The sequence below is a fragment of the Pseudochrobactrum sp. sp1633 genome (genome assembly GCF_030376605.1).
Classification (GTDB): Bacteria; Pseudomonadota; Alphaproteobacteria; order Rhizobiales; family Rhizobiaceae; genus Pseudochrobactrum.
On sequence record NZ_JARRAE010000004.1, the window covers coordinates 181,639 to 198,250 of the forward strand.

Annotated in this window: 13 protein-coding genes and 1 tRNA gene; 6 read left to right on the plus strand and 8 right to left on the minus strand. The window is 47.6% G+C overall.

Annotated elements, in window-relative coordinates:
* Nucleotides 1–241: 241 nt before the first annotated feature.
* Nucleotides 242–1,507 carry a transcription termination factor Rho gene (rho, locus tag P8H26_RS06275; RefSeq protein ID WP_289384346.1) on the plus strand — a complete coding sequence of 422 codons (1,266 nt, stop codon included), beginning with the start codon at nt 242–244 and terminating at the stop codon, nt 1,505–1,507.
* Nucleotides 1,508–1,562: 55 nt separating this feature from the next.
* On the opposite strand, the gene P8H26_RS06280 is transcribed toward rho, so the two are convergent.
* Nucleotides 1,563–3,587 carry a thioredoxin domain-containing protein gene (locus tag P8H26_RS06280; RefSeq protein ID WP_289632038.1) on the minus strand — a complete coding sequence of 675 codons (2,025 nt, stop codon included), beginning with the start codon at nt 3,585–3,587 and terminating at the stop codon, nt 1,563–1,565.
* Nucleotides 3,588–3,678: 91 nt separating this feature from the next.
* Here P8H26_RS06280 and mnmE point away from each other — a divergent pair, with 91 nt between their 5' ends.
* The 5 genes from mnmE (at nt 3,679) to P8H26_RS06305 (ending at nt 9,535) form a co-directional block, all read left to right on the plus strand.
* On the plus strand, nt 3,679–5,007 hold the full coding sequence (mnmE, locus tag P8H26_RS06285) for a tRNA uridine-5-carboxymethylaminomethyl(34) synthesis GTPase MnmE (RefSeq protein WP_289632039.1): 1,329 nt from the start codon (nt 3,679–3,681) through the stop codon (nt 5,005–5,007).
* A 219-nt stretch (nt 5,008–5,226) separates the two neighbouring features.
* Nucleotides 5,227–7,122: a tRNA uridine-5-carboxymethylaminomethyl(34) synthesis enzyme MnmG gene (mnmG, locus tag P8H26_RS06290; protein ID WP_374708240.1), complete on the plus strand. Its 1,896-nt coding sequence runs from the start codon at nt 5,227–5,229 to the stop codon at nt 7,120–7,122.
* Nucleotides 7,119–7,751, plus strand: coding sequence for a 16S rRNA (guanine(527)-N(7))-methyltransferase RsmG (rsmG, locus tag P8H26_RS06295; protein ID WP_289632041.1), 633 nt, complete (start codon nt 7,119–7,121; stop codon nt 7,749–7,751). Before mnmG ends, rsmG begins: the two co-directional genes overlap by 4 nt.
* Before the next feature lie 53 nt (nt 7,752–7,804).
* A complete protein-coding gene (locus P8H26_RS06300) occupies nt 7,805–8,605 on the plus strand; it encodes a ParA family protein (RefSeq protein WP_289632042.1) in 801 nt (266 codons plus the stop codon).
* Nucleotides 8,606–8,656: 51 nt separating this feature from the next.
* The gene (locus P8H26_RS06305; protein ID WP_289632043.1) at nt 8,657–9,535 is read left to right on the plus strand and encodes a ParB/RepB/Spo0J family partition protein; all 879 of its coding nucleotides are present in this window, start codon (nt 8,657–8,659) and stop codon (nt 9,533–9,535) included.
* Nucleotides 9,536–9,593: 58 nt separating this feature from the next.
* On the opposite strand, the gene holA is transcribed toward P8H26_RS06305, so the two are convergent.
* The 7 genes from holA to P8H26_RS06340 form a co-directional block, all read right to left on the minus strand.
* Entirely contained in the window at nt 9,594–10,640 is a 1,047-nt protein-coding gene (gene holA / locus P8H26_RS06310; protein ID WP_289632044.1) for a DNA polymerase III subunit delta, read from the minus strand.
* A 107-nt stretch (nt 10,641–10,747) separates the two neighbouring features.
* Nucleotides 10,748–11,542, minus strand: coding sequence for an ABC transporter ATP-binding protein (locus P8H26_RS06315; RefSeq protein ID WP_289632045.1), 795 nt, complete (start codon nt 11,540–11,542; stop codon nt 10,748–10,750).
* Nucleotides 11,539–12,420 carry an ABC transporter permease gene (locus tag P8H26_RS06320; protein ID WP_289632046.1) on the minus strand — a complete coding sequence of 294 codons (882 nt, stop codon included), beginning with the start codon at nt 12,418–12,420 and terminating at the stop codon, nt 11,539–11,541. The genes P8H26_RS06315 and P8H26_RS06320 overlap by 4 nt, the downstream gene beginning before the upstream one ends.
* Before the next feature lie 251 nt (nt 12,421–12,671).
* A complete protein-coding gene (locus tag P8H26_RS06325) occupies nt 12,672–13,640 on the minus strand; it encodes an ABC transporter substrate-binding protein (protein WP_374708241.1) in 969 nt (322 codons plus the stop codon).
* Nucleotides 13,641–13,827: 187 nt separating this feature from the next.
* Entirely contained in the window at nt 13,828–14,943 is a 1,116-nt protein-coding gene (locus P8H26_RS06330; RefSeq protein WP_289632047.1) for an NAD(P)-binding domain-containing protein, read from the minus strand.
* Nucleotides 14,944–15,050: 107 nt separating this feature from the next.
* Nucleotides 15,051–15,127: transfer RNA gene (locus P8H26_RS06335), tRNA-Arg, on the minus strand.
* Between the two features lie 150 nt (nt 15,128–15,277).
* Nucleotides 15,278–16,474: a M20 aminoacylase family protein gene (locus P8H26_RS06340; protein ID WP_289632049.1), complete on the minus strand. Its 1,197-nt coding sequence runs from the start codon at nt 16,472–16,474 to the stop codon at nt 15,278–15,280.
* Nucleotides 16,475–16,612 lie beyond the last annotated feature (138 nt).

The window sequence follows — 16,612 nt, forward strand, 5'->3', positions numbered from 1 at the left end:
CCTTATAAGCACAGAAATTACGCTTTGAGCTCTATTTGAAGCGTAATTTCACTCTTTCTGATTATTTTTATAGCGCTGCAAAGCAGCTTGGCTCTTGCTCAAATCTCCGGAACCGGTTAAGGAAAGACACCTTCCTTCAAGAATAGCAGGTTTCCGATGCCGGTCATGCCCCTCATGACCATTTTGAGCGCTCAACTGCATTTTTCTTTTTTCAATCTTTTATAATATGAGTTCCGCACCCATGCAGGAAATGAAACTACAAGATCTTAAGAACAAGACACCTGTCGACTTGCTCGCGCTCGCTGAAGAGCTGCAGGTTGAAAACGCCAGTGTTATGCGTAAACAGGAACTGATGTTCGCTATTCTGAAGAGCCTTGCCTCTCAGGAAGTCGAAATCATCGGTGAGGGTGTCGTTGAATTATTGCCGGACGGCTTTGGCTTCTTGCGTTCGGCAAATGCCAATTATCTTCCGGGCCCGGATGATATTTACATTTCTCCTTCGCAAATCCGCCGCTTTTCGCTGAAAACCGGTGATACAGTTGAAGGGCCAATTCGCAGCCCGAAAGAAGGCGAACGTTATTTCGCGCTTCTGAAAGTGAATACAATCAATTTTGAGGATCCGGAAAAGATCCGTCATAAAATCCATTTTGATAATTTGACACCGCTCTATCCGAATGAGCGTTTCAAAATGGAACTGGATATTCCGACCAATAAAGACAATTCAGCCCGTGTGATTGATCTGGTTGCACCGCTTGGTAAAGGCCAGCGTGGTTTGATCGTGGCACCACCACGCACCGGTAAAACGGTTTTGCTGCAGAATATTGCGCATTCGATCACTGCCAATCATCCGGAATGCTATCTGATCGTATTGCTGATTGATGAGCGTCCTGAAGAAGTGACTGATATGCAGCGTTCTGTGAAGGGTGAGGTTGTGTCCTCTACCTTTGATGAACCGGCAACGCGCCACGTTCAGGTTGCTGAAATGGTGATTGAAAAGGCAAAGCGCCTTGTTGAGCATGGCCGCGATGTGGTCATTCTGCTTGACTCGATCACCCGTCTCGGCCGCGCTTACAACACTGTTATTCCTTCATCCGGTAAGGTTCTGACCGGTGGTGTGGATGCGAATGCGCTGCAGCGTCCAAAACGCTTCTTCGGTGCTGCCCGTAATATCGAAGAAGGCGGTTCGCTGACGATTATCGCGACTGCATTGATCGATACCGGTTCGCGTATGGACGAAGTTATCTTTGAAGAATTCAAGGGTACCGGTAACTCGGAAATCGTTCTTGACCGTAAGGTTGCTGATAAGCGTATCTTCCCTGCTATGGATATTCTCAAATCCGGTACGCGTAAGGAAGATCTGCTGGTACCGCGTCAGGATCTGCAGAAAATCTTTGTTCTGCGTCGTATTCTTGCGCCAATGGGTACAACCGATGCGATTGAATTCCTGATCGATAAGCTGAAACAGACGAAGAATAATGCTGAATTCTTCGATTCAATGAATACGTAATTCTTAGAATTAAAACTGATAATGAAACGCCGCCTCAAAAGGGCGGCGTTTTTGTTTAGAGCAACTTCTCAAGATCAGCTGCATCATAAACCGGCGGTAAGCAGACCTGATTGCGGCACAGAATGGCACAGGAGCGTTCTCCGGACAGCGACAGGAAAGAAGCCCATTGCGGCTGCTGTGAGGCTTGGTGATGGCTTAAAATGATATCTGTCCGGCAAGGATCAGCATGACGAGACGCGCAGCGATATAATTCATCGTCGGTATTCTCAACGATCAGCACCAGTTTTACCGGATCAAGCAGCTGGACTGCAGCATTGAGAATTCCTGCCTGTCCATAAGCCATATGTTGACCGCGCCCCAAGGCACGCTCTGCAAGTCTATTGGCCTTTGCTAATAGTTCTTCATCCTCAGTTATCAGCGTCAGTCTTGTACAGGCTTCTATAATCTGGCTGGTACTGCTTGGAATAGCTTCATCCTGATCGCCAAAAAGATAGAAAATGACATCATCATTATCCAAAGCTGTCAGCCGGTAATCACCATTCTGATCGAGATGGTGCTGATTAAGCGCGATCAGTAATGATTTGGCATTATCAATATAGTCTTGCTGCGGATCAGCCTGATAAAGCGACAAAGCCGCATTGATGAGTGCCGCATAATCGAAGGACAGGGCAGGGAGCTTTGTTGCAGTCCTTGACCAGACATGGCTGATTGCTGCACCTTGTTGAGGGTACAATATGCAATAGCTTGTTTTTGCCAGTTCCAGCCAGTCGGCACGGTCAAAAACGCGGGCAGCTTCAGCCAAAGCGCGGATGAAATAGGCATTCCAGTCCGTCAGACATTTTTCATCACGGCCGGGTTTGGTTCGCTGATTTCTGATGCCAAGCAGTTTTTCCCGCATTGGCTTTAATGTTTCATCTTCTTTCTGGCTGAAATTAAGCATATCCAGTCGATGAAGAATATTGCTGCCTTCCCAGTTTCCCGCAGGGCTTACATTATATTTTTCAATAAATTCAGGGGCATCTTCGCCGAGAATGGTCTCTATTTCTGACTGATCCCAGATATAGAATTTACCTTCAACACCTTCGCTGTCAGCATCAAGGCCGGAGGCAAAACCACCATCCGGCAAAGCCATTTCAGATGTCATCCAATGAATGATCTCTTCGATTCGAACCCGAAACAATGAATTTTGCGAGCTGCTCCATGCCCACAGGCACTGCCGGATTGTCTGGGCATTATCATAAAGCATTTTTTCAAAATGCGGTACGAGCCACAATGCATCGGTGCTATAGCGGGCTAGGCCACCGGCGAGATGGTCATAAATTCCGCCATTGAGCATTTTCTCGGTGCTGAGAATAAACAGATCACGATGCTGTTGTTGCTGGCTGATTTTCCATGATGTCCAAAGCATTGACATGAATGGGAAATTCGGAAATTTAGGCTGCCCGCTGATACCGCCATAAGTCGTATCAATACGTCTGGCTATTGTATCAGCATAGCGTTGAAAAGCGCTTTCATCATTCTGAGCAGGTTTAGCATCCGGTGTTAAAACAGACTGCAGATGCGTTTTAAGAGCCGTTACATTGCCGTTAATCCGTTCGCGATCATTTTTCCATAAAGTACCGAGGCTTTGGAGAATGTCCATAAAGCCGGGCAGGCGGCCATTCGCGTGTTTAGGAAAATATGTGCCACCCCAGAAAGCATCACCCTGCGGCGTCAGAAAAATAGTCAGCGGCCAGCCACCCTGTTCGCCCATGGCTGTGAGGGCTGACATATAGATCTGATCAATATCCGGCCGTTCTTCCCTATCCACCTTAATATTGATGAAATGCTCATTCATCAGTTGAGCGACTTGTTCATCCTCAAAACATTCATGTGCCATGACATGGCACCAGTGACAGGCAGAATAGCCGATCGAAAGTAAAATCGGCTTGTCGTGAAGGCGGGCAAGCTCAAGTGCTTCATTGTCCCAAAGCTGCCAGTTGACCGGATTTGCACTGTGCTGTTTCAAATATGTGCTGTTCGCTGTATGAAGGCGATTAGAGATGGCATTGTTTTGTGTCGGGCTTTGCGTCGGGTTCATGGCTTTGCCTTTCCGATTTTCAAGCCGATACGGTAGTGCTTCAAGCAGCTAAAGAACGGCAATCATTCTCTTAACTTGTAACGGATTTTCGATGTCAGTGCAGTCTTTTCATCACGATACTATTTTTGCGCTTTCAAGCGGGCGCTTGCCTTCAGGCGTGGCAATTATCAGATTATCAGGCCCGAAAACTCGATTCATTACCGAAACTATCATTGGAAAATTACCGGAAGCGCGTAAAGCGGTCTTCAGTAATCTTAAAAGCCAAACAGATGAAATTCTTGATAGCGGGCTGACATTGTTTTTTGAAGGACCGAAGAGCTTTACCGGAGAAGATTGTGCTGAATTTCATATTCACGGCGGTGTTGCTGTGGTCGAAAAATTTCTGGAAAGCTTGTCAAAATTTGAAAAATGCCGTTTAGCGGAAGCCGGAGAATTTACGCGTCGTGCATTTGCGAATGGCAAAATGGATCTGACAATGGCCGAAGGTCTGGCCGATTTGATTTCCGCTGAGACAGAAACGCAAAGACGATTAGCACAGCAAGTTGCTTCCGGCGCTCAACGCAATCTCTATATGGACTGGCGACAGAAACTCATTCAGGCGCGCGCATTTATCGAGGCGGAACTCGATTTTGCTGATGAGGGCGATGTGCCCGGATCTGTATCGGACCGCGTCTGGAGTGAGATGCATGATCTCAGCACAAAAATTGAAAAACATATTGAAGACGGTAAACGCGGTTCAATGTTGCGTGATGGTTTTCATATTGTGATTATTGGCGCACCAAATGCCGGAAAATCCAGTCTGATGAATTTATTGGCGGCACGTGATGTGGCTATTATCTCTGACGAAGCCGGTACAACGCGTGATCTTCTTGAAGTGAAGCTAAATTTGAATGGTGTTGCAACTTATGTAACAGACACAGCCGGCATTCGCGAAACGACCGGAAAGGTTGAACAAATTGGTATTCAGCGCGCGATGGATAAAGCAGCAGAAGCCGATTTAATTTTATATATTGAAGATATCTCTGATCCTATAATCGTAGACATCTTCGAATTTCAAACAGATATCTGGACGATTGGAAACAAAGCCGATCTTAAATCTGAAAATACACCAAGCTATGATTATCTGATTTCAACCAAGAACAATGAAGGCATTAATAACCTTTTGGATAATTTGTGCACTTACATTACTGATAAGACTAAACTTCAAAACGACGTCGTTCCTACGCGTCGCAGACACATTGATTTATTAAATCAGTGCAAATCTGAAATTGAAACAGCCGTTAAATCAGAAGCCCTACCTCTGGAATTAAGAGCTGAAAATCTACGTATCGCCTCTCAGCATCTTGGAAAAATCACCGGTGACGTAGATGTCGAGGATATCCTCGATCTCGTATTCTCTCAATTCTGTATTGGAAAATGATTCACGTGAAACAAATTTCATGATATAGCCTGATCAACAATCAGAGATGTTTCACGTGAAACATTCTGTGGAATCTAAAAACACAAATTGACTCAATCATATTATTCTGAGTCAACAGATTCCCATTTATGAAATTCTTGTTCACTCTCGAGTTATGTGTTCCCTTTTTAGAGAGAACATGAGAATGATGATTCACGTGAAACCAAACAAGTTTTGGATATGATTATGACAGGTTTTTACGACGTCATTGTTATTGGTGGTGGTCATGCAGGCACAGAAGCTGCCGCAGCATCAGCAAGAACAGGCGCTAAAACTGCTTTAGTAACGCATCATTTTGATACAATAGGTGTTATGTCCTGTAATCCTGCCATTGGCGGATTAGGGAAGGGACAGCTTGTTCGTGAAATAGATGCTCTTGATGGCTTGATGGGTAAGGCTGCTGATCAGGCCGGCATTCAATTTCGTTTATTGAATCGTCGTAAAGGTCCTGCAGTTCGCGGCCCGCGTACTCAAGCAGATCGTAAATTATATCGTCTGGCTATTCAAAGTTTCATCAGAGATCAAGAAAACCTCACTGTTATTGAAGGCGGCGCGGCAGATATTCTCGTTGAGAATGGTACAGTCAAAGCTGTTCAGCTGATGGATGGTACAGTTATCAATTGTGCTTCTGTAGTGCTGACAAGCGGTACATTCTTGAACGGTCTTATTCATATTGGTGAAAAAACTATCCCTGCCGGACGCATGGGTGAAAAACCGGCTCTGGGGCTATCTGAACGTCTAATTGGTTTGGGCTTTGCCTTAGGCCGTTTAAAAACCGGTACACCTTGCCGTATTGATGGCAAGACAATTGACTGGGCAAGTCTGGATAAACAATCCGCAGATGAAGATCCGGTACCGTTTTCTATGATGACGGATAAGATCACTGTACCGCAGATTGATTGCGGAATTACGCGCACCACAGATGCCACGCATCAATTGATCCGTGATAACATTCATCGCTCGGCAATGTATTCAGGGAATATTGAAGGTATTGGTCCGCGCTATTGCCCATCGATTGAGGATAAAATCGTCAAATTCGGTGACCGTGATGGACATCAGATTTTTCTGGAACCGGAGGGTCTCGATGATGATACGGTTTATCCGAATGGCATTTCGACCAGTCTGCCTGAAGATGTTCAGCTTGGTATTTTGAAAACCATACCCGGGTTGGAACATGCTAAAATGTTGCAGCCTGGTTATGCGATTGAATATGACTTTATTGATCCGCGTGAATTGACCCGTAGTCTTGAAACACGACGTGTTCAAGGCTTGTTTCTGGCAGGACAGATTAACGGTACTACCGGTTATGAAGAGGCTGGCGCACAAGGCTTGCTTGCCGGTATCAATGCTTCGCGCCGTGCCAGTGGTAGTGAACCGGTTATCCTGCAACGTACAGAAGCCTATATTGGTGTGATGATCGATGATCTGACAGCGCGTGGTGTCAGTGAACCTTACCGCATGTTTACATCGCGCGCTGAGTTCAGACTTTCGCTTCGTGCAGATAATGCTGATAGCCGCTTGACACCGTTGGGTGAAACATGGGGGCTTATTGGTTCAGCGCGGCAAACACGGTTTAATGAGAGAAAGCAGGAACTGGATCAGGCGAGGGAGCTTGCTCAATCGCTGTCGATTACGCCGAATGCAGCGGCCGGTTTCGGTTTAAATCTCAACAAAGACGGAGTTCGCCGCACGCTCTATGATCTTCTTTCTTATCCGGATATTAATCTCGAGCGCCTCACAGAAGTTTGGCCTGAGCTTTCTGGTCTGTCTTCGGCGACAAAAGAAGCTTTGGAAATTGAAGCGCAATATTCCGTTTATCTGGACAGACAGACGGCTGATATTGCAGTGATGGAACGCGAAGAGCAGTTGATTATTCCGCAGTCAATTCAATTTTCAACAATTTCTGGTCTTTCACTTGAGCTCAAGCAAAAGCTTGAAAAGCGTCTGCCTTCAAATATTGCTGAAGCGCAAAGAATTGAGGGGATGACTCCTGCGGCAATCGCATTATTGATAACACATATCCGCAGGCATGGTATTGCACAGGATATTTCGGGTGATTTGGCAAAACCAGCATGACAAAAGATAAATATTTTGATTCACTGAAACAAATATACCCATCTGTTTCACGTGAAACAGCCGATGATCTGATTGGTTTTGAAATACTGTTCAAAAAGTGGTCTAAAGCAATCAATCTGGCTTCGCCAAATACACTGGAAACGCTATGGGAGCGCCATATTCTTGATAGTGTTCAGCTTTTTAAACTGGCATCGCAAGCAAAACATTGGTTGGATTTAGGTTCAGGTGGTGGCTTTCCAGGTGTTGTGCTGGCAATTATGCTGAAACAGACGAGTGGATCTATTCGTTTGGTTGAGAGTAATAGTAAAAAATCAGCATTTCTCAGAAATGCATTGGCTCAATTTCGTGCTCCCGGGCAAGTTATAAATGCCAGAATCGAAAGCTGTTATGAGCAGGTTCAAGTTCCGGAAATTATAACAGCCAGAGCCTTGGCTTCATTGGATAAACTCTTTGAGCTGACTGAGCCGTGGATGACTAAGGGTGCTAAAGCGTTGTTTCAAAAGGGACGTGATTATCAACGCGAGATTGATGAAAGCCTGCCGAACTGGAAATTTGATCTGGTACGGCATGAAAGCGCGATAGAAGCAGATTCTGTCATTCTGGAAATTAGTAATTTACAGCGTCGTTGAATGGTCTTGGCATTGAATGAGCATTAAAACGGAAGTTATTCGGGACAATTATTATGAATAACAGAACACGGATTATAACGATCGCGAACCAGAAAGGCGGAGTGGGTAAAACCACAACTGCCATTAATCTGGCAACTGCATTGGCTGCAATCGGTGAAAATGTATTGATTGTTGATCTCGATCCGCAGGGCAATGCCAGCACTGGACTTGGTGTCGATCGCAAAAATCGCCCATTATCGTCCTATGATGTGCTGACTCAGAGCGCTTCAGTACCTGAAGCAGCTATAGCGACAGATGTGCCTAATCTCTATCTGGTTGCATCGACGCTGGATTTGCTTGGTATTGAAATGGAAATTTCCAATGCGCCGGACAGAACCAGACGCTTGCGTGATGCATTACGCTTTGATTCAGGTATTGCTGATCATTTTAGCTATATTTTGATTGATTGCCCGCCATCACTTAATCTTCTGACGTTGAATGCTATGGCCGCTGCAGACTCTGTTCTGGTACCGTTACAATGCGAATTCTTCGCTTTGGAAGGTCTCAGCCAGCTGCTTGAAACCGTCAATCAGGTTCGCAATTCACTGAATCCTGAATTGTCTATTCAGGGCGTTGTTCTGACAATGTATGACAGCCGTAATAATCTGGCCAATCAGGTTGTTGATGATGTTCGCGCATTCATGGGCGAAAAAGTCTATCGCACGGTTATTCCGCGTAATGTGCGAGTTTCAGAAGCGCCGTCACACGGCAAACCAGCAATTCTATATGATTTGAAATGCGCGGGAAGTCAGGCTTATCTTCAGTTGGCTTCCGAAGTGATCCAGCGGGAACGCCAGCTTCGCACCGCAGCATGAAACTGAATATTCGATTCGAATACGTAACAATTTGCAGAAAGCATTCAACTGATGAACGATGATCCTTCAAAAAAGCGTCTTGGTCGCGGTCTGGCAGCTCTGATTGGGGATATCGACCGGCCTGTGGAAGAACGCAAGGCACCGGTTCCGCTTGAACGTTATGTGCCTATTGAATTTGTGAGCCGCAATCCGCGTAACCCACGCCGCATTTTTACGGAAGCTGAGCTGGAAGATCTGGCGCAGTCCATTCGTGAACATGGCATTGTACAGCCGATTGTTGTGCGTCCGGCACCGGAAAATCGTGAGCACTTTGAGCTGATTGCCGGTGAACGTCGCTGGCGTGCAGCGCAGCGTGCTGGTTTAACTGAAATTCCGGTTATCATGCGCGATGTTGATGATCGTGTTGCTCTTGAGCTGGCAATTATCGAGAACGTACAGCGTGCGGATCTGAACCCTGTTGAAGAAGCAATGGGCTATCAGCTGCTGATTGATGAACATGATTATACGCAGGCTGATCTGGCACAGGTTATCGGTAAGAGCCGTAGCCATGTTGCGAATACGCTGCGTCTTTTGAAACTGCCTGCAGAAGTTCAGGGGCTGATTAATGATGGTGCATTGACTGCCGGTCATGCGCGGACATTGATTACAATGGAAAATCCGCAGGCTGTTGCAGAGCGTATTGTTAAAGAAGGTTTGTCTGTGCGTCAGGTTGAGGCTTTGTCTCAGGCTGAGAGCAAAGGCATTCCGGCAGTTAAAGCAGAGCGTGCACCTGTTGAAAAAGATGCTGATACACGGGCATTAGAAAAACTGCTTTCTGATGTAACCGGCATGAAAGTTGAAATTAACCACCGTGATCGTGGTGGTGAGGTTCGTATCCGTTATAGTTCACTTGAACAATTGGATGAGATTTGCCGCCGTTTACAAAGCTAATATATTAAAATTAATAAGAATAGCCGGTCTTAGTACCGGCTTTTTTATTAGTAAAAATTTATCGTCTTTGTTTATTTCTTATTGCTTCTACGGTTAGCGCAATAAAAGCTTGCCTGATAATGGCAGTGGAGAGGGCGGCATTCTGGCGGCTTTCCAGAACGGTACGTTGAAGTCTGTCTGCAACGCGAATGAGTGAAGCGAGGCTCCAAAGCCCTAAAGCTGTCTCAACCAGTTTTTTCCGTGCAAAGAAAATCGGTGGTTTGGCGGAATTCACCACAAGACCGGCCGGTTTGTTCTCAGCTTCCATACTATAGCGTAAACTCTGCAATTGGCTGAACTGGCGGATGGCGGAATTGACAAGCAGGAAAGGGTGCGTGCCGGTATTGACCACGCGGTCAAAGGCAATGTTGAACTTTGGCAGATCACCGATCAAGACGGCGTCAATGACTTCATCCTGAGAAAGAGCGGCAACATCGCCGACAGATTCCCGTACATCCTCAAGCTCAATGCGCTGCTGACCGCGCGCATAGAGACAAAGTTTTTCAAGCTCACCACGGGTTGCAAGACGATCACCACCAAGGCTCATGCGCAGAAACTGACGGGCATCCCCGGAGATTTGCAGATTATTGGCAAGTAGAACATCATCAATCAACCCATCGATGCCGCGTGCATCATCGCTATAGCAAGGCAGAGCCATCGCTGTGGCGCCGTTTTCTACATTGGTGCGCAGGGCTGCCCCTTTTTTCAGATCGCCAGCCTCAATCAAAATATAGGTATCCTGAGGCGGTTCAGAAATCAGGTTTTTTACAGCTTCGGCCAGATTTTTTTGCGCCGAAGCATTTTTAATCCAGATCAGGCGGTTACCGCCGAACATGGAAATGGTTCTGGCTTCATCAATCAGGCGGGCAGGATCCTTGTCGATTTCATCCGCTTCAATACGCAAAACGGCAAAAGGATCATCCAGAGGCAGGCCTGTGAGCTTTGCGAGTTTTGCACCGCGCTCACTGACAAGACCTTTGTCCGGACCATAGAGCAGGATTACCGTACCGGTTTGAGCCGGACGCGCGAGAAACCCGTCAACTTCATGTGCTTTTTTCTGTGCCATAAGTCTGCTTACAACAAAGGCAGCTAAAGTGAAATCTGTGTTTCAGTTTTCAAATAAAAATGCCGCGGGATGAGCGCGGCATTTTCAATTTCAGTTTTCAGATTACCTTACTGGATCAGCAGGGCATCATCATCAAGCGTTTCACCACGGACTTTCTTGAACATATCAATCAGATCTTTAACGGTGAGGTTTTTACGCTCATCGCCGGAAACATCGAGAATGATATTGCCGCCATGAAGCATGATGGTGCGTGTGCCGAAATCCAGCGCCTGCTGCATTGAATGCGTTACCATCAATGTGGTCAGTTTGTTTTCACTGACCAGCTTGTTCGTGAGTTTCATGATGAAATCTGCCATGCCCGGATCAAGCGCAGCAGTATGCTCATCAAGCAACAGGACTTCTGACTTGGTCAGTGTGGCCATGATCAGAGACAGCGCCTGACGCTGACCACCGGAGAGCAGATCCATGCGATCCTGCACGCGGTTTTCCAGCCCGAGATTGAGACCGGCAATCCGCTCGCGGAACAGTTCGCGACGCGTATGATTGAGCGCATGGGAGAGGCCACGTCTTTGTCCGCGCATGGCTGCGAGGGCAAGATTTTCTTCGATCGACAATGCACCGCAACTGCCGGTCAGAGGATCCTGAAACACGCGTGCAACCATAGAGGCACGATCAGCCGTTGACTGTTTGGTGACATCTTTATTGCCGATCAGGATTTTACCCTCAGAGGCTTGGACGTCACCGGCGAGGGCGCCGAGCAGGGTCGATTTTCCCGCACCGTTGGAACCGATTACAGTAACAAAAGTCCCTTCTTCAATCATGAGATTGATCCCGGAAAGTGCCTGTTTCTGCAGGGGAGTTCCACGCCCGAAGATAACGCCCAGATTTGAAATATCAATCATTTGGAAGCACCTCCGCGACGCAGGCGTGGCAGGATCAGTGCCAGTGTAACCAATACGGCTGTTGCCAGATTAAGGTCAGACGCTTTGAGCCCGATGAAATCACTGCTCAGCGCCAGCTGGATGGCAATACGATAAAGAATAGAACCGATGATACAGCCGATCAGTGCCCAGAGCAGGAAGCGGGTTCGGAACAATGTTTCACCGATAATTACCGCAGCAAGACCGACAACAATTGTACCGACACCGGAGGTAACATCCGCAAAGCCGTTGGTTTGGGCAAATAAGGCACCACCAAGTGCAACCAGAGCATTGGACATTGCCATGCCGAGATAAATCTGGCGATCTGTCTTTACGCCCTGTGCCCGCGCCATGCGCGGATTGGCACCGGTTGCACGCATGGCCAGACCGATATTGCTTTCAAGAAAACGCCAGACCAGAAAAGCGGCAACAATAACAAGCACGCCTACGAAAAGCGGACGCACATAATATTCAGGAATACCCTGGCCATAGAATGGCGAGATCATCGTATCCTGATTGATAAGTGCAACATTCGGCTTGCCCATCACACGCAAATTGACTGAGAAAAGTGCAGTCATGGTGAGGATGGAAGCCAGAAGATTAAGAATGCCGAAGCGGATATTTAATGTTGCTGTGACCAGTCCGGCAATAGCGCCCGCCATCATGGCAAACAGCGCAGCGAGCCAAGGATTGACACCGGCAATAATAAGAACAGCGGTAACAGCGGCGCCGAGTGGAAAGGAACCATCCACAGTCAGATCTGGAAAATCAAGCACACGGAACGACAGATAGACGCCGAGAGCTACAAATGAAAAGACCAGACCTAATTCGACCGCACCCCAAAAAGCGATCAGACTCACAATAAAGTTCCTTCGGCTTGTGCAGACGGCCGGCATTTTCATGCGGGTCAATTACAGAATTTCTGCTCTGACCGGTCTGATAATACGGGGCAGCCTGCCTGTTGAAATCTGAGCATAATCCGCGTGGTGGCAATTACCGGATATGGATTATGCAAAGGAGATGATCAGGACATTCAGGCTGTTGTTGAAATAAAACCTGAATGTCTGATGATGAAAAACCGGTAAAGCAGCTTTACCGGTTTGTATGCAGATTACTCTTTGATGACCTTGCTTGCGCGGTCAACTACAGCCTGAGGGATTTCAATACCCATTTTTTTGGCTGCAACCAGATTGACTACCAGATCGGTACCGGCAGCAACATTGACAGGAATGTCACCTGGCTTTTCGCCCTTCAGGATACGGACAACCACTTCACCGGTCTGCTTGCCAACATCATAATAGTTGAAGCCGAGAGCGATGAAAGCACCACGGCTGACGGAATCTGTGTCAGCAGTCATCAGAGGAATTTTGGCTTCTTCTGCTACGCTGACCGCACCTTCAAGCGCAGAAATAATAGTGTTGTCGGTCGGGATATAAATCAGATCTGCTTTGCCGATCAGCGCGCGGGCAGCGCCCTGTACTTCAGCGGATTTGGTTGCAGCGGATTCTACCACTTCCAGACCGCCTTCTTTGGCAGCAACCTTCAGACCTTCGAGAAGCGAAAGCGAATTGGCTTCACCGGAATTATAGAGGAAGCCGATTGTCTTTACATTCGGTGCAACTTCTTTGATCAGTTTGACGTGATCTGCAACCGGAGAAAGGTCGGACAGGCCGGTGACATTGCCGCCAGGCTTATCCATGCTTTTTACAAGCTGTGCACCAACAGGATCAGACACGGCAGTGAAAACAACCGGAATGTCGCGGGTGCCGGACACAACTGCCTGAGCAGAAGGGGTGGAGATCGGCACAATCACATCAGGCGCTTCGCCGATAAACTGACGCGCGATCTGTGCTGCTGTTGCAGGGTTACCCTGAGCAGACTGATAGGTGAATTTAAGGTTTTCACCTTCTTTATAACCGGCAGCTGCAAGAGCATCTTTTACGCCGTCACGGGCTGCATCAAGAGCCGGATGTTCTACAATTGCTGTGACTGCAATACTGACATCTTTAGCACTTGCCGGTGCAGCGATCATCGTTGTGGCCATAGCTGTTGAGAGCAATGCCAGAATAAGTGTACGCATGAAAATCTCCCTCTGTTCCGCGTCCCGATCAAAACGAATAATCAGTTCTCTTAGGGAGGTCAACGCGCATCACAACGGTTAGTGTGACGGGAGGCATTTTACCGCTATTATTACGGGCTGCCGTGGCGGCAAAAGCATAGTTGTTTCACGTGAATCATCGTGGTGAATGAAAACTTAACATGAAATTCTATAAATTATATTTTATAGAATAAAGCAGGTTGAGATATTCACTCAGCTCTTTTGCGGCGGCACTGCCTGCGCGGTTCGCCCCAATAGTTGAAGCAGAGGGGCCGTAGCCGACCAGATGAATACGCGGGTCTTTAACAACCTGTGTTGCCAGTCTGCCACCCATAACAATACCGCCATTGTCTTCCCGGATTTGTAATGGTGCAAGATGATCCAGAGAACTGCGGAATCCGGTGCACCATAAAATGACATCGGCATTTTGTTGCGCACCATCTGCCCAGCGGATTCCGGTTTCTGTAATTTCACTGAACATGGGTAGCCGGTTTAATGCACCGCGCTCACGGGCTGCGCGTAATGCGGGGGTGAGGGGAATGCCGGTGACGGATACAACGGAACCTGGCACAAGCCCGCGCCGGACACGATCCTCAACAATGGCAACGGCTGCACGCCCGTCTTCTTCGCTGAAGGGGGTATCTCTGAATTGCGGCTCGTGACGCGTAACCCATGTTGTCGTTGTGACTTTGGATATTTCATCAAGCAGCTGCAAGGCAGAAATACCACCGCCGACGATAACCACATGCTTACCGGCAAAAACATCTGCCGACTGATAATCCTTGGTATGAAGCTGCTGCCCTTTAAAAAGCTCTGCGCCGGTATAATGCGGAATGACCGGTGTTTCCCATGTGCCTGTGGCATTGATTAACCCGCGGGCAGAAAAGGTCTCACGGTCGGTTTCTATTCTGAAACGCCCGCTGCGTTCGCAAACAACATTGACATTGACTGGTCTGTAAACCGGCAAATGGAATTTGCTTTCATAGGCTGCATAATATTTTGGGACAGCAACAGAGGCTTTGACTTCTGAGGTTTCCGGCTCAAGTACATCCGTGAAAGACATGCCCGGAAGATCGTGTATCCGGTTCACGGTACTGAGCGTGAGGGAAGGCCAGCGATATTGCCATGCACCGCCTGCATTGGGAGATTTGTCCAGAATTAGAAAATTCTTGCCGGCTTTAAGACCCTGCTTTTGTAAATGATAGGCTGAGGATAAACCGGCCTGTCCGGCTCCGATGATAACAATATCCGTTTTATAGGCCATATGCAGTGCAGATGATGCCATACTATCGGGATTGTCCGTCATGCCTGAAACTCACATTTACTCAAAAACTAAAGCTTATTTAGGATTTTATCCGGCTCAGACAAGCGGCAGTAAAATGATAAGATGAGTGGTGATCCCGACTGGATTCGAACCAGTGGCCTCAAGATTAGGAATCTTGCGCTCTATCCTACTGAGCTACGGGACCAGACTTTCTGTTGCACACATACTGATTTTTTAGCCGTAAGCCAAGGGCAGGCGGGGCAGAAAATATGAGAATGATTGCAGCATAAATAAAAACGGAGAAGGGTGTCCCTCTCCGTTTTCTTAGATATCATGCAGTTTTGGGTACTGCTTATCAGGCAGCGATTTTATCCGCTGGCTGCAGCTGTGCTTCTTGAAGGCGATACTGCACGAGTTCCACCCAATAGCTCATGCCATAGGGCAGGGCATTGTCGTTAAAGTCATAGGCAGGGTGATGCAGGTTTGCGCTTTCGCCATTGCCGAGGAAAATATAGCAACCCGGACGCGCTTCGAGCATGTAGGAAAAATCCTCGCCGCCCATCATCGGTTCAACTTCACGGGTGATAGGTCCATTGATGCTGACCTTGTCGGCAACATCAGCTGCGATCTCTGTCTGGCCGGAATGGTTGAATGTCACCGGATAGTTGTTTTTAAAATCAAGATCGATGGTGATGCCATTCATGAGGCCAAATGCTTCACAATGTGCGCGGATGCGTTTTTCAGCAAATGCGCGGTTGTGTTTTGTGAGGCTGCGAACTGTTCCGGCCAGCACCGCTTTTTCCGGAATGATATTGTAAGCTTCACCGGCATTAAATTTGGTAACCGAGATCACCAGTGAATCAAGCGGGTTTGATCCACGTGAAACAATGCTCTGCAATGCTGTAACCAGCTGGGAGCCGATGACGATCGGATCAATGTTACGATGCGGCTGTGCCGCATGGCCGCCTTTACCATTGATAGTGATGGTGAATTCATCAGTTGCGGCCATGATCGGGCCTTTGCACACTGCCAGTTCACCAACTGCGATGCCCGGCATATTGTGCATGCCATAGACCTCAACAATGTTGAACTTATCCATCAAGCCGTCTTTGACCATCGCAAGACCGCCCGCACCGCCTTCTTCAGCCGGTTGGAAAATCACAACGACTTCTCCAAAGAAATCGCGGGTTTCACAAAGGATTTTTGCAGCGCCCAACAACATGGAAGTATGACCGTCGTGGCCGCATGAATGCGCTTTACCCGGATTTTGCGATACCCATTCCGGTGCGCCGGTTTCAGTCAGCGGCAATGCATCCATATCTGCACGCAGGCCGATCACCTGACCTGAGCCTTTTTTACCTTTGATAACGCCGACCACGCCGGTTCGTCCGATGCCGGTTACGACCTGATCACAACCGAATTCACGTAATTTCTCTTCTACAAATGCCGCAGTTTCGTAAACGTCATAAAGTAGTTCCGGTTTGCTATGTAAATGTCTGCGCCACAGGCTGACTTCCTGTTGTAATTGTGCAGCGCGGTCTAAAAGCGGCATTTCCTGTTCTCCGAACCTGTGTGCCTCTCCTCCGAGGCGGTGTGTGGATAACGTAATCCTGAGCGTATTTATCGTTCTCAGGAATTATGCAAAGATTATATCAGGCATGAGCCGGTGTGGGTAAAACACAACGCTCTC